This window comes from Serratia sp. SM04, from assembly GCF_040280225.1.
In the GTDB taxonomy this organism is placed as follows: domain Bacteria; phylum Pseudomonadota; class Gammaproteobacteria; order Enterobacterales; family Enterobacteriaceae; genus Serratia; species Serratia sarumanii.
Genome location: NZ_JBEOQT010000021.1, coordinates 238536 through 253048, shown reverse-complemented (window position 1 = coordinate 253048; position 14513 = coordinate 238536). Strand labels below are relative to the sequence as shown.

Sequence of the window (14513 nt, the reverse complement as noted above, 5' to 3'; positions counted from 1 at the left end):
GACCGATGCTGATGAAACACGCCGCCACGGTACGCTGGCAACTCTGGATAGTGGCATTCGGCTTCTTTATGCAGACGCTGGATACCACTATCGTCAACACCGCCCTGCCCTCGATGGCCGCCAGCCTGGGGGAGAACCCGCTGCGCATGCAGTCGGTGATCGTCTCGTATGTGCTGACGGTGGCGGTGACGCTGCCGGCCAGCGGTTGGCTGGCGGACAAGGTCGGCGTACAGCGGGTGTTTTTCAGCGCCATCCTGCTGTTCACCCTCGGCTCCCTCCTCTGCGCCCGTTCGGAAACCCTGAACGAGCTGATCGCCTCGCGCGTGCTTCAGGGCATCGGGGGCGCGATGATGGTGCCGGTCGGCCGCCTGACGGTGATGAAGATCGTGCCGCGCGAGCAGTACATGGCGGCGATGACCTTCGTGACGCTGCCGGGGCAAATCGGCCCGCTGATGGGACCGGCGCTGGGTGGCTTCCTGGTGCAATACGCCAGCTGGCATTGGATTTTCCTGATCAACATTCCGGTGGGCATCGTTGGCGCCATCGCCACGCTGTTGCTGATGCCCAACTACCAAATGCAGACCCGCCGCTTCGATCTCAGCGGCTTTATCCTGCTGGCGATCGGCATGGCGTCGCTGACGCTGGCGCTCGACGGCCACAAGGGCATGGGGCTGTCCGGCGGCGCCATCGCCGGCCTGGTGGCGCTGGGCGTGGCGGCGCTGTTGGGGTATGTTTGGCATGCCTACGGCAATAGCCGCGCCCTGTTCTCGCTGCGGCTGCTGCGCACCCCGACTTACAAGATCGGGCTGCTGGCCAGCCTGCTGGGGCGCATCGGCAGCGGCATGCTGCCGTTCATGACGCCGCTGTTTCTGCAGGTCGGCATGGGCTTCACGCCGTTCCACGCCGGGCTGATGATGATCCCGATGATCATCGGCAGCATGGGCATGAAGCGCATCGTGGTGCAGGTGGTCAACCGCTTCGGCTACCGTAACGTGCTGGTGGCCGCCACGCTGCTGCTGGCGCTGGTCAGCTTGAGCTTCCTGCTGGCGGCGATGCTCGGCTGGCTGTGGCTGCTGCCGGTGGTGCTGTTCTTCCAGGGGATGGTCAACTCGCTGCGCTTCTCGGCGATGAACACCCTGACGCTGAAAGATCTGCCTGACAGGCTGGCCAGCAGCGGCAACAGCCTGTTATCGATGGTCATGCAGCTGTCGATGAGCCTTGGCGTCAGCGTCGCCGGCATCTTGATCGGCAGCTTCGCCCATCATCAGGTGGTGGCCGATAGCCCGGCCATTCACAGCGCATTTATTTACAGCTACTGCTGTATGGCGTTGATTATCGCTCTGCCCGCGCTGGCCTTCGCGCGCGTGCCGGCCGATAGCGCGCCCAACCGCACGCTGACCAAAGAGCCGGGTACCGGCTCAACGAGGTTGCAATGAGGATAGGCATTACCGGGAAACTGTTCCTGGCCATTTTCGCTACCTGCATGCTGGTGTTGATCACCATGCATTGGGGGGTGCGCGTCAGCTTTGAGCGCGGATTTATCGATTACATCAAGAGCAGCAACGAGCAACGCATCAACATGCTGAGCGAAGCGCTGGAGGAACAGTACAGCCACCATGGCAACTGGATATTCCTGCGCAACAACGATCAGGTGGTCTACCAAATCATGCGCTCGTTCGAGCAGAACAGCGACAGCAGCCACAATCTGCCGCCCAAGGGCTGGCGCACCCAGTTTTGGGTGGTGGACAGCCAGTTCAATCGTTTGGTCGGGCATTCTGGCCCCCTGCCGAAAGAGGGGCCGCGCCACCCGATCCGCTACAACAACCAGATCGTCGGCTGGGTGCTCACCACCCCGGTCGAGCGCCTGACGCGCAATACCGACATCAACTTCGATCGCCAGCAGCGGCGCACCAGTTGGATTATCGTCGCGCTCTCCACCCTGCTGGCGGCGGCGGTGACCTGGCTGCTGTCGCGCGGCATGCTGGCCCCGGTCAAGCGTCTGGTGGCGGGCACCCACCGCCTGGCGGCGGGCGATTTCACCACCCGCGTGGCGGTCAGCAGCCAGGATGAACTGGGCCGACTGGCGCACGACTTCAACCAGCTGGCCACCTCGTTGGAAAAAAACGAGCAGATGCGCCGCGCCTTTATGGCCGACGTATCGCACGAGCTGCGCACGCCGCTGGCGGTGCTGCGCGGCGAACTGGAAGCGCTGCAGGACGGCGTGCGCCAGCCGACGCCGGCGTCGCTCAGCTCGCTGCAGGCCGAGGTATCCACCTTGACCAAACTGGTCGACGATCTGCACCAGCTGTCGCTCTCCGATCTCGGCGCGCTGGCCTATCGCAAATCGTCGGTGGACTGCGTGCACCTGCTGCAGATCGCCGTCGCCGCCTTTCGCGAACGCTTCCGCGCCAAAGGGCTGGAGATCGTCACCCATCTGCCGCCCCAGGCGCCGCTGTTCGGCGATCCCGATCGCCTGAACCAGCTGTTCAATAACCTGCTGGAAAACAGCCTGCGTTACACCGACGCCGGCGGCCGGCTGGAGATCGGCGCCGAGCTGCAGCCGGGGCGGCTGCTCCTCTACTGGCAGGACAGCGCGCCGGGCATCAGCGATCAGCAACTGACGCGCATTTTCGAACGTTTCTACCGGGCGGAAGGTTCACGCAACCGCGCCAGCGGCGGTTCAGGGCTGGGGCTGGCGATCTGCCACAACATCGTGGAAGCGCACGACGGGAAAATCCGCGCCGAGCATTCGCCTTTAGGCGGCGTGCGCATTACAGTAGAATTTGCTACCCCGATAAAAAATAAGGCGCCCTGATGGACATTCAGAATCAACCCGTGCAGATCATGATTGTTGAAGATGAGCCCAAGCTGGGCCAGCTGCTGGTGGATTATCTGCAGGCGGCGGGCTACGCCACCCGCTGGCTGACCAACGGCAACGAGGTGGTGCCGACCGTGCACCAGCATCCGCCGGCGCTGATCTTGCTCGACCTGATGCTGCCGGGCGCCGACGGGCTGACGGTGTGCCGCGAGCTGCGCCGCTTCAGCGACGTTCCGATCGTGATGGTGACGGCGAAAATCGAAGAGATTGACCGCCTGCTGGGGCTGGAGATCGGCGCCGACGATTACATCTGCAAACCCTACAGCCCGCGCGAAGTGGTGGCGCGGGTGAAAACCATCCTGCGCCGCAGCTATCGGCCGCAGGAGAGCGCGCGGGAAGATGACCTGCTGCACATCGATGAACCGCGCTTCCAGGCCAGCTATCAGGGGCAGTTGCTGGATCTGACGCCGGCGGAATTCCGCCTGTTGAAAACGCTGGCCAGCCAGCCGGGCAACGTATTTTCTCGCGAGCAGCTGCTGAACAACCTGTACGACGACTACCGGGTGGTCACCGACCGCACCATCGACAGCCACATCAAAAACCTGCGCCGCAAGCTGGAACTGATCGACGGGGAAAAATCCTTTATCCGCTCGGTATACGGCGTGGGCTACCGCTGGGAAGCCGAGCCCTGCCGGCTGGTGAATGGGGTTTAGGGGGAAATCAGCGCGTCCAGTCTTCAACCGCCAACCCGGGCACCATGGCGAATGCGCGATCGTTGGTCACCAGCGTCGCGCCACGGCTCTGCGCGTGAGCGGCGATCAGTTGATCCAGCGCGCCCATGATTTTGCCCTTTTTCTCCATGTTCGCGCGCATTTCACCGTAGCAGCGGGCGGCCTCGCTATCCCATGCATAGACCGTCACCGCGGCAAGAAAGGCCTCGACCATGCTTTGCAACGCCTTGTTCCGCCGTTTAGCCACACCGTAAAGCAGTTCCGCCTCCGTGACGCTGGAAATACATACGGCAGAAGGCGGGAGCTTTTCCATGACGTTAAGCACCTGCGGATGCTGCCGAAACAAGTGGCTGACGGTGTTGGTATCAAACATGTACATCGCCTACTCTTCCTCTGAGAATGGATCGCGGTCTGCAACCCCTTGCTGACGATCTTCCGCGCCAAGAAACTCTTGCGGCACCGGCGTTTGGGCGATAATGCTCAGCAGCGGTGCCCAGCTGTCCGGCTTTGCCGGATATTTGGATAAAATCACGTTGCCCTCCCGATCGCGACGGATATAGACACGATCCGTATCAAATTCAAATTCCACCGGTAACCTCACCGCCTGATTTCTGCCGTTTTTAAACAGCTTTGCGATTCTTTCCATCTCGACAACCTCCACAGCAGGCATAGGCCAAAGCATATGCCTGTAGCGTGTCGATGCCAAGATGTATCGCTCATTTTTTATCCACATTGACGAAACGGCCAAACCGTAACGCACAATCTCACGGGGTGAAACCCTGTTCCCCTTGTTATGCGGCGCACTGCGCAATCACCGCGCCTTCCCTTAGCTTCCCGTGCGGCGCCAGGTTCACCGAATGAAAACTCCGCGCCGGCGCAAAAAAACTGCGCATTTTTTCGACTAAGCTGCTGTGAGGTTTAGCCGCCGATTTTCAAGCGATTGGCTACACTTACATCACGAATCGGAACCTACAGGAGAAGAACCATGGCAATCGGTCATTATGAGCTGAAAAAAGCAAAGAACGGGCAGTACCACTTCAACCTGAAAGCCAGTAACGGCGAGAGCATTCTGGCCAGCGAAATGTACGCCAGCAAAGCCTCGGCGGAGAACGGCATCGCTTCGGTGCAGACCAATTCACCGCACGAAGCGCAGTACGAACTGAAGCACAGCACCAGCAATCAGCCCTATTTTGTGCTGAAGGCAAAGAACCATCAGGTGATCGGCGTCAGCGAAATGTACAGCTCCGAAAGCGCAGCCAAAAACGGTATCCAGTCGGTGATGAAAAACGGCCCGACAACCGATATCCGCGATTTGAGCGCCTGATCTTTCCCTTTCTCCCGCGCGGTGGCCCGCCGCCGCGCATTTTCCGTTTGACCAAGATCAATCTCCCCTGAATAAATCCGGTTAACTGCTGATTTCTTGCCGCGCTGCGGCTACAATTCCCCGCTTTTACTGCGCCATCAGGTGGCGTGGTGCTGACCTGAAATCAGACCGAGACACACTATGTTTACACCGGAACTTCTCTCCCCGGCCGGAACGCTGAAAAACATGCGTTACGCCTTCGCGTACGGCGCCGATGCGGTTTACGCCGGCCAGCCGCGCTACAGCCTGCGGGTGCGCAACAACGAGTTCAACCACGAGAATCTGGCGCAGGGCATCAATGAAGCCCATGCGCTGGGCAAAAAATTCTACGTGGTGGTAAACATCGCCCCGCACAACGCCAAGCTGAAAACCTTCCTGCGCGATCTGAAGCCGGTTATCGATATGGGCCCGGATGCGCTGATCATGTCCGATCCCGGCCTTATCATGATGGTGCGCGAAGCCTTCCCGCAGATGGACATCCACCTGTCGGTGCAGGCCAACGCCGTTAACTGGGCGACAGTGAAGTTCTGGCAGCAAATGGGCCTGACCCGCGTGATCCTCTCGCGCGAACTGTCGCTGGAAGAGATCGCCGAGATCCGCGCCGAAGTGCCGGACATGGAGCTGGAGATCTTCGTGCACGGCGCGCTGTGCATGGCCTACTCCGGCCGCTGCCTGCTGTCCGGCTACATCAACAAGCGCGATCCCAACCAGGGCACCTGCACCAACGCCTGCCGCTGGCAGTACAAAGCGGAGGAAGGCAAAGAGGACGACACCGGCAATATCGTGCACCTGCACGAGCCGATCCCGGTGCAAACCGTCGAGCCGACGTTGGGCATCGGCGCGCCAACCGACAAGGTGTTCATGCTGTCTGAAGCGCAAAAGCCAGGCGAATATATGAGCGCCTTCGAAGATGAACACGGCACCTATATCATGAACTCCAAGGATCTGCGCGCCATCCAGCACGTGGAGCGTCTGACGCAGCTCGGCGTGCACTCGCTGAAGATCGAAGGCCGCACCAAATCCTTCTACTACTGCGCCCGCACCGCCCAGGTCTACCGCCGCGCCATCGACGACGCGGCCGCCGGCAAACCCTTCGATCCGACCCTGCTCACCACGCTGGAAGGCCTGGCGCACCGCGGCTATACCGAGGGTTTCCTGCGCCGCCACGTGCACGAAGCGCAGCAGAATTACGACTACGGCTCCTCGCTCTCCGAACGCCAGCAGTTCGTCGGCGAATTCACCGGCGTGCGCCGCGATGGCTGGGCGGAAGTCGACGTGAAGAATAAGTTCGCGCTCGGCGACAGCGTCGAGATGATGACGCCGGGCGGCAACGTGGTGTTCACCCTCGAGAGCATGCAAAATAAGAAAGGCGAGCCGATTGAGGTGGCGCCGGGCAACGGCCATATCGTTTATTTGCCGATCCCGCAGGATATCGATCTCAATTATGCGTTGCTGATCCGCAATTTGGCGGAAGAAAATAGCGCCGGGGCATAAAAATGAATCGCCGTCATTCGGCGGCGATTTTTAGCAAATATTAGAATTGGATCACATCAATGTGCGCGCAGCTTGGTTACTATCACGCTGCTTAAAACGAACAACGAAAATATTTGCATAGCAATACTAGGAACCACCTCCTTAGCCGGCCCAATCTCCCTTGGGCTGGCTTTTTCTTTATGGGTGCGCCTATTTTTTTCGCCGCGCCGATTTCCATAACTTATTCCCGTTATCCGTTTTAATAATAATAATCACGTCGCCTCGATATATAAATAACGCTACAGCGATTAATCCTCTCGTCTTTAAAACCTGGCTTATTTCCGGGTAAAATTCAGATAAATTCGCCTTGTTTCTTATTCACTGAACGCCGGGAAATAACCAGAATTAGCTGAATATTCTGATGGCCTGGTGGCGGCAGCTGGTTTATCTTGAGGCATTCTTGGTTTTCCGCCGGAGGATATCGGCAATGCCTCAACACTCACATGCGCCCGCCCTGCTTATCATCAACGGCAAAGGCGCCGGTAACGAAGAGCTGCGGCAGGCGGTCAAACGCCTGCGCGCAGAGCAAATCACGCTGCACGTGCGCGTGACCTGGGAGCACAGCGACGCCGCGCGCTATGTCGCAGAAGCCACGCAGCTCGGCGTCGGCACCGTCGTCGCCGGCGGCGGTGACGGCACCATCAACGAAGTGGCCGCCGCGCTGGTGCAACTGCCGGCGCACAACCGGCCGGCGCTGGGCATCCTGCCGCTCGGCACCGCCAACGACTTCGCCATGGCCTGCAACATCCCCCCTTCGCCGGAACAGGCGCTGCAGCTGGCTATCAAGGGCCGCTCGGTGCCGATCGATCTGGCGAAGGTCAACGGCGAGCGCTACTTCATCAACATGGCCACCGGCGGCTTCGGCACCCGCATCACCACCGAAACGCCGGAGAAGCTGAAGGCGGCTCTCGGCGGCGTGTCCTACTTCGTGCACGGCTTGCTGCGCATGGATACGCTGCAGGCCGACCGCTGTGAAATCCGCGGGCCGGACTTCCGCTGGGCCGGCGAGGCGCTGGTGATCGGCATCGGCAACGGCAAGCAGGCAGGCGGCGGCCAGGAGCTGTGCCCCAGCGCGCTGATCAACGACGGCCTGCTGCAGCTGCGCCTGCTGATCGCCGATGAGCTGCTGCCGGCGCTGGTCGCCGCCCTGTTCAACGACGAAGAGAGCAACAGCATCCTCAGCGCGGCGCTGCCGTGGCTCGAGATCGACGCGCCGCATGAGATGACCTTCAACCTCGACGGCGAACCACTCAAGGGTCGCCATTTCCGCATCGAAGTGCTGCCGCAGGCCATCGAATGCCGCCTGCCGCCTAACTGCGCCCTGCTGGGCTGACCTTGTCGGGCGCAGCCGCTGCGCCCCGTTTCTTCCCCCGTTTACCCGCTTCCGCTCGCGATCAAATGTGATCCTCTCCGGCAAATTCATCAAATCATACTTGTATGGTAGTTAGTTCATGACGTATTTTCGCGCTATCTCTCCGCAGCTACAGGATGTGAAGGTTATGAAAATCGTCAACGCCGAGGTGTTCGTCACCTGCCCGGGGCGCAATTTTGTCACGCTGAAAATCACCACCGATGACGGCATCGTCGGCCTCGGTGACGCCACGCTAAATGGCCGCGAATTGCCGGTGGCCTCTTACCTGAAAGATCACCTCTGCCCGCAGCTGATCGGCCGCGACGCGCAGCGGATCGAAGACCTCTGGCAATTCTTCTACAAAGGCGCTTACTGGCGGCGCGGCCCGGTGACCATGTCGGCCATTTCCGCTGTCGACATGGCGCTGTGGGACATCAAGGCCAAGGCCGCCAACATGCCGCTGTATCAGCTGTTGGGCGGCGCCTCGCGCTCTGGTGTGATGGTGTATTGCCACACCACCGGCCACTCGATCGACGAGGTGCTCGACGACTACGCCAAACATAAAGAACAAGGCTTCAAGGCGATCCGCGTTCAATGCGGCGTGCCGGGTATGAAAACCACCTACGGCATGGCCAAGGGCAAAGGCCAGGCCTATGAGCCGGCCACCAAGGGCGACTGGCCGGAAGAGCAGCTGTGGTCGACGGAAAAATACCTCGATTTCACCCCCAAACTGTTCGACGCGGTGCGCAACAGGTTCGGCTTCAACGAACATCTGCTACACGACATGCACCACCGCCTGACGCCGATCGAAGCGGCGCGCTTCGGCAAAAGCGCCGAACCGTATCGCCTGTTCTGGATGGAAGATCCGACGCCGGCGGAAAATCAGGCCTGTTTCCGCCTGATCCGCCAGCATACCGTCACGCCGATCGCCGTCGGCGAGGTGTTCAACAGCATCTGGGACTGCAAACAGCTGATCGAAGAACAGCTGATCGACTACATCCGCACCACCCTGACGCACGCGGGTGGCATTACCGGCATGCGGCGCATCGCCGACTTCGCCTCGCTGTATCAGGTGCGCACCGGCTCCCACGGCCCTTCCGATCTGTCGCCGATCTGCATGGCGGCGGCGCTGCATTTCGATCTGTGGGTGCCGAATTTCGGCGTGCAGGAATACATGGGCTATTCCGAGCAAATGCTTGAGGTGTTCCCGCACAGTTGGACGTTCGACGACGGCTATATGCATCCGGGCGACAAGCCGGGCATCGGCATCGAGTTCGATGAGAAGCTGGCGGCCCGTTACCCGTATGAACCGGCCTACCTGCCGGTCGCGCGTCTGGAGGATGGCACCTTATGGAACTGGTAAACACCATGCGCAGCGTCGTGATCGAACAGCCCGGGCGCCTGGCGCTGCAGACGCGCGCGCTGCCGCAGCCGGCGGCCGGCGAGGTGCGGGTCAAGGTGAAATTCGCCGGCATCTGCGGCTCCGACGTCCATATCTATCACGGCCATAACCCGTTCGCCCGCTATCCGCGGGTGATCGGCCACGAGTTCTTCGGCCTGATCGATGCGCTGGGCAAAGGCGTCGATCCGGCGCGCCTCGGTGAACGCGTCTCGGTAGATCCGGTGGTGAGCTGCGGCCACTGCTATCCCTGTTCGGTCGGCCGCCCCAACGTCTGCACCTCGCTGCAGGTGATCGGCGTGCACCGCGACGGCGGCTTCAGCGACTACGCCTGCGTGCCGGCGCGCAACGCCTATCCGGTTCCGCCCGCCATCAGCGATCGCCACGCCGCGATGATCGAACCCTTCAGCATCGCCGCCAACATTACCGCCCATCTGCAACCGCGCCCCGACGACATCGCGCTGATCTACGGCGGCGGGCCGATGGGGCTCACGGTTATCCAGACGCTGAAAGGCGTGTACGGCGTCAAGCAGGTGTGGGTCGTCGATCGCATCGCCGAACGGCTGGACATGGCGCGCGCCAACGGCGCCGACGAGACGTTCAACAACGCCGAGGCCGCATTGCCGCAGATGCTGCAGCAGCGCGGCATTCAGCCGACGCTGATCGTCGATGCCGCCTGCCACCCCGCCATTTTGCCGGAGGCGATCAATCTGGCCTCGCCGGCGGCGCGCATCGGCATCATGGGCTTTTCCGGCGACGCCTGCACCCTGACCCAGCAGAGCATCACCAGCAAGGAGCTGTCGATCTTCTCCTCGCGCCTGAACAGCGCGCGCTTCCCGCAGGTGATCGGCTGGATGGCGGACGGCAAGCTAGACCCGCAGCGGCTGCTCACCCACTGCGTGCCCGCCGACGACGTCGAACGGGCGATGCTGATGTTCGAGCGGGATCAGCGCACCTGCTGCAAGGTGCTGCTGCAGTTCGAGTAACGCCAAGGCAGCATCGGGGCATTGGGCGGCCCCCGCCGCCCGTGCAAACAACGAAGCATCACGATTAAAACGACACCCAGTGGAGTGCTTTATGTTTAAAAACCTGCGTTGGACCATCGTGTTCCTGCTGTTCATGGTCTACATGATCAACTACCTCGATCGCGTGGCGCTGTCGATCACCGTGCCAATGATCGAACAGGATCTGATGCTGAACGCCGAACAGTTCGGCCTGATCTTCGGCAGCTTCTTCTTCGGCTACGCCATCTTCAACTTCGTCGGCGGGCTGGCGGTCGACCGTTTCGGCCCGACGCTGGTGCTGGGCGTGGCGGTCGGTCTGTGGTCTATCTTCTGCGGCATGACGGCGATCGCCACCGGTTTTTACTCGATGCTGATCCTGCGCGTCCTGTTCGGCATGGCCGAAGGGCCGATCTGCGCCTCGGCCAACAAGATGATCAACGGCTGGTTCCCGAAGAAGCAGGCGGCGACCGCCATGGGCCTGCTTAGCGCCGGTTCGCCTTTGGGCGGCGCGGTGGCCGGGCCGATCGTCGGCTATCTGGCGCTGGCGTTCGGCTGGCGACCGGCGTTTATGATCATCTGCGCCATCGGCATCGTCTGGATGCTGGTGTGGTTCTTCGTGGTGGCGGATAACCCGGCGAAAAGCCAGCGCGTCAGCGCCGAAGAACGGGCGCTGATCGCGCGGCTGAAACAGGAAAACCTCGGCGAGGAAAGCGCGCTGAGCGACGCCGCGCACGGGCTGGGTTACTACCTGAAGCAGCCGATCATTCTGGTCACCGCCTTCGCCTTCTTCTGCTACAACTACATTCTGTTCTTCTTCCTGAGCTGGTTCCCCTCGTATCTGGTGCAGGCGCACAACCTGAACATCAAAGAGATGAGCCTGACCACGATGATCCCGTGGATCGTCGGCTTCGTCGGGCTGGCGCTCGGCGGCTATATTTCCGACAAGATCTTCAACATCACCGGCAAATTGCTGCTGTCGCGCAAGATCGTGCTGGTCACCAGCCTGCTGGCGGCGGCGGTGTGCGTGGCGCTGGCGGGCACCGTCAGCAGCGTGGTGCCGGCGGTGATGCTGATGTCGGTGTCAATCTTCTTCCTTTACATCACCGGCGCTCTCTACTGGGCGATCATCCAGGACGTGGTGCATAAATCCCGGGTCGGCGGCGCCAGCGGGTTCATTCATTTGATCGGCAGCGTCTCCGGCATCATCGGGCCGATCGTCACCGGCTACATCGTGCAGAACACCGGCAAATTCGACAGCGCCTTTATGCTGGCGGGCGGCGTCGCCGCGCTGGGCGCGCTGCTGGTGCTGCTGGTGATCAAGGCGCCGCGCGCGACGGCGGGCGTGCAAATCTTAAAACCATAACGCCAGGCGGGGCGGCTTCGCCCCTTTGCTTACCTCTCCAGGGACATTGAACATGAGACTTTCCGACCACAGCGCGCTGCCGGCCGCCGTTCTCCGGCCCGGCTACGCACGTGAGCGAGTGAAACCGCGCATGGTGCATATCGGCTTCGGCGCGTTTCACCGCGCGCACCAGGCGATGTACGCCGACAGGCTGGCCAGCGAGCACGGCAGCGACTGGGGCTACTGCGAAATCAGCATGCAGCACGGCCGGCAAAAGATCGCCGACCTGCAGCAACAGGATCTGCTGTTCTCGGTGGCGGAGATGGACGACGACGGCTTGCGGGGCCGGGTCATCGGCGTGGTGCGCCAGGCGCTGCACCTGCAAACCGACGGGCTGGCGGCGGTGCTGGCGGCCCTGACGCAGCCTGAGATCGCCATCGTCTCGCTGACCATCAGCGAAAAGGGCTATTGCCACCACCCTGCCAGCGGCCGGCTGATGGCGGAACACCCGGCGATCGCGCATGATATCGCTCACCCGGCGCAGCCACAGTCGGCGCCGGGGCTGCTGCTGGCGGCGCTGCGCCTGCGCCGCGAACGCGGGCTGCCGCCGTTCGCCGTGATGTCCTGCGACAATATGCCGGCCAACGGCCGGGTCACGCGTCAGGTGCTGCTCGACCTGGCGCAGCGGCAGGATCCGGCGCTGGCCGACTGGATGCGTCAAGAGGTCGCCTTCCCTTCCACCATGGTAGATCGCATCGTGCCGGCGATGACGCAGGAAGCCCGCGAACAACTGTTTGCCTGCCTGGGCGGCGTCGAGGATGAGGTCGGCGTGGCCTGCGAGCCGTTCAGCCAGTGGGTCATTGAGGATCGCTTTCCCCAGGGGCGCCCAGCCTGGGAAAAGGTCGGCGCCGAGCTGGTGAGCGACGTGCTGCCGTACGAGGAGATGAAGCTGCGCATGCTGAACGGCAGCCATTCGTTCCTCGCCTACCTCGGCTATTTGGCCGGTTATCAGCACATCGGCGACTGCATGCAGGATGCGGATTTTGTCCGCGCCGCCCGTCACCTGATGCTGGCGGAACAGGCGCCGACCCTGCAGGTGCAGAACGTCGATTTGGCGCAGTATGCCGACTCGCTGCTGCGGCGTTTCCGCAACCGCGCGCTGAAGCACCGCACCGCGCAAATCGCCGTGGACGGCACGCAAAAGCTGCCGCAGCGGCTGCTGGACGCGATCCGCTGGCATCTGGCGCGCGGTAGCCGCTTCGACTGCCTGGCGCTGGGCGTCGCCGGCTGGATGCGCTACGTCGGCGGCCGCGATGAGCAAGGCGCGCCGATCGCCATCAGCGATCCGCTACGCGAACGCCTCGCCGCGTTGGTCGCCGGCAGCGAGGAAGGCCGGCCCCGCGTCCTGGCGCTGCTGCAGCTCGACAGCGTCTTCGGCCAGGATCTGCCCGACTCGCCTGACTTCGTCCGCGCCGTCAGCCACGCTTATCATCAACTGCTGAGCCTGGGGGCCAAAGCCGCCGTCGCCGCTCTGCCGCTTACCGACCGGGAGGTTTCCGATGACCGTCACCACGCATAACGCCGTCAATACCGGCAATCAACCGCTGCTGCGGCGCGTCGCCAGCGCTTCGGCCATCGGCACCGCCGCCGAGTATTATGATTTCTTCGCCTACGGCACCGCCGCGGTGCTGTTCTTCGGCCAGCTGTTTTTCCCCAGCGCCGATCCGCTGATCAGCACGCTGGCGGCCTTCGCCACCTACGCGGTCGGTTTCCTGGCTCGCCCGCTGGGCGGCATCGTGTTCGGCCACATCGGCGACAAGGTCGGCCGCAAGAAGGCGCTGGTGATCACCATCCTGATCGTCGGCCTCGGCACCTTCTGCATCGGCCTGCTGCCCACCTATGAGCAGATCGGCATCTGGGCGCCGCTCGCGCTGATCTTTATCCGCGTGCTGCAGGGCTTCGGCGTAGGCGGCGAACAGGCCGGCGCGGTGCTGATGACCGCCGAATACGCGCCGCCGCCGCGGCGCGGCTTCTACGCCAGTTGGGTACAGATCGGCGCGCCCGCCGGTTTCCTGCTGCCGTCCGGGCTGTTCGCGCTGTTGACCGCCGTGCTGTCGCCGGCGCAGATGCTGGACTGGGGCTGGCGCATTCCGTTCCTGCTCAGCCTGCTGCTGGTGATTGTCGGGCTGTTTATTCGCCTGAAGATCGACGAGTCGCCGGTGTTTACCCAAATCCGTGCCACCAAGGCGGTGGAGAGCCGGCCAGTGGTGGAAGTGGCCCGCCGCTACCCTGGCCTTATCGGCAAAGGGGTGTGCGCCAAGCTGATTGAAGCCTGCGCCTTCGCCATGTTCACGGTGATCGTACTGGCCTATGGCAAGGCCAACCACCTCAACGAAAGCATTCTGCTGGAGGCGATGATCGTGGCGGTGCTGCTGGAGATTTTCGCCATTCCGCTGATGGGCCGCCTCTCCGATCGGGTTGGGCGAAAACCGGTATACATCGCCGGCGCGCTGTTGCAGGTGGCGTGCATCGTGCCGTTCTTTATGGCGATCAACCTCGATAATTTCTGGGTGACGCAGATCGCCATGATCGTGGTGCTGACCTTCGGCCACAGCATGTGCTACGCGCCGCAGGCCTCCTACTTCCCGGAGCTGTTCCCCACCCGCGTGCGCTGCAGCGGCATCGCGCTGATCTGGCAGATCGGATCGCTGATCGGCAGCGGCATTCTCGGGCTGCTGGCGGTGAAGATCCTGCAGGTGACCGGCGGCCACTACTACGGGCTGGCGGGTTACATGATGGTGCTGGGCGTGGTGTCGGCCATCGGCCTGAGCCTGATGCCGGAAACCGCGCCAGGGCGGCGCAAGCAGGAATATCAGGATTGGCATCACTGAGTTACCCTGCCCGGCGGGTGGATTTATCCACCCGCCCTCAACCAATAATCTGCTAGTATGGTGGCATTCGAATTCCAGCCA

Annotated in this window: 13 protein-coding genes; 11 read left to right on the top strand and 2 right to left on the bottom strand. The window is 62.2% G+C overall.

Features of this window, described 5'->3' with window-relative positions; all coding sequences use genetic code 11:
- Positions 1 to 5: 5 nt before the first annotated feature.
- Genes mdtD through baeR form a run of 3 tightly spaced genes read left to right on the top strand, consistent with a single transcriptional unit; the run spans position 6 to position 3531 of the window.
- Positions 6 to 1436 (top strand): multidrug transporter subunit MdtD, encoded by a 1431-nt coding sequence (gene mdtD, locus ABTW55_RS15680; RefSeq protein ID WP_060423136.1) that lies wholly within the window; start codon positions 6 to 8, stop codon positions 1434 to 1436.
- The gene (gene baeS / locus ABTW55_RS15675; RefSeq protein WP_033635541.1) at positions 1433 to 2815 is read left to right on the top strand and encodes a two-component system sensor histidine kinase BaeS; all 1383 of its coding nucleotides are present in this window, start codon (positions 1433 to 1435) and stop codon (positions 2813 to 2815) included. Before mdtD ends, baeS begins: the two co-directional genes overlap by 4 nt.
- Positions 2815 to 3531 carry a two-component system response regulator BaeR gene (gene baeR / locus ABTW55_RS15670; protein ID WP_033635542.1) on the top strand — a complete coding sequence of 239 codons (717 nt, stop codon included), beginning with the start codon at positions 2815 to 2817 and terminating at the stop codon, positions 3529 to 3531. Before baeS ends, baeR begins: the two co-directional genes overlap by 1 nt.
- Before the next feature lie 7 nt (positions 3532 to 3538).
- Here the strand turns inward: baeR and ABTW55_RS15665 are convergent, their stop codons facing one another.
- A complete protein-coding gene (locus ABTW55_RS15665; protein ID WP_041036282.1) occupies positions 3539 to 3928 on the bottom strand; it encodes a type II toxin-antitoxin system VapC family toxin in 390 nt (129 codons plus the stop codon).
- 3 nt (positions 3929 to 3931) lie between these two features.
- Entirely contained in the window at positions 3932 to 4195 is a 264-nt protein-coding gene (locus tag ABTW55_RS15660) for an antitoxin (RefSeq protein ID WP_004941563.1), read from the bottom strand.
- Positions 4196 to 4534: 339 nt separating this feature from the next.
- On the opposite strand from ABTW55_RS15660, the gene ABTW55_RS15655 reads away from it, so the two are divergent.
- From ABTW55_RS15655 to ABTW55_RS15620, 8 genes are all read left to right on the top strand, one after another.
- Positions 4535 to 4873: a YegP family protein gene (locus ABTW55_RS15655; RefSeq protein WP_033648841.1), complete on the top strand. Its 339-nt coding sequence runs from the start codon at positions 4535 to 4537 to the stop codon at positions 4871 to 4873.
- 180 nt (positions 4874 to 5053) lie between these two features.
- Positions 5054 to 6406, top strand: a complete 1353-nt coding sequence (gene yegQ / locus ABTW55_RS15650; RefSeq protein WP_033635545.1) for a tRNA 5-hydroxyuridine modification protein YegQ — start codon at positions 5054 to 5056, stop codon at positions 6404 to 6406.
- A gap of 466 nt (positions 6407 to 6872) precedes the next feature.
- Positions 6873 to 7778: a lipid kinase YegS gene (gene yegS, locus ABTW55_RS15645; RefSeq protein ID WP_060423139.1), complete on the top strand. Its 906-nt coding sequence runs from the start codon at positions 6873 to 6875 to the stop codon at positions 7776 to 7778.
- 166 nt (positions 7779 to 7944) lie between these two features.
- Positions 7945 to 9159, top strand: coding sequence for a D-mannonate dehydratase ManD (gene manD / locus ABTW55_RS15640; RefSeq protein ID WP_047570971.1), 1215 nt, complete (start codon positions 7945 to 7947; stop codon positions 9157 to 9159).
- Positions 9160 to 9164: 5 nt separating this feature from the next.
- Positions 9165 to 10181, top strand: coding sequence for a Zn-dependent oxidoreductase (locus tag ABTW55_RS15635; protein ID WP_181423069.1), 1017 nt, complete (start codon positions 9165 to 9167; stop codon positions 10179 to 10181).
- Positions 10182 to 10272: 91 nt separating this feature from the next.
- Complete coding sequence (locus tag ABTW55_RS15630) at positions 10273 to 11562, top strand: MFS transporter (RefSeq protein ID WP_049194884.1); 1290 nt, start codon at positions 10273 to 10275, stop codon at positions 11560 to 11562.
- Positions 11563 to 11614: 52 nt separating this feature from the next.
- Positions 11615 to 13120, top strand: a complete 1506-nt coding sequence (locus ABTW55_RS15625; RefSeq protein ID WP_060423143.1) for a mannitol dehydrogenase family protein — start codon at positions 11615 to 11617, stop codon at positions 13118 to 13120.
- Positions 13101 to 14432 (top strand): MFS transporter, encoded by a 1332-nt coding sequence (locus ABTW55_RS15620; RefSeq protein WP_033654553.1) that lies wholly within the window; start codon positions 13101 to 13103, stop codon positions 14430 to 14432. The genes ABTW55_RS15625 and ABTW55_RS15620 overlap by 20 nt, the downstream gene beginning before the upstream one ends.
- Positions 14433 to 14513: the final 81 nt, after the last annotated feature.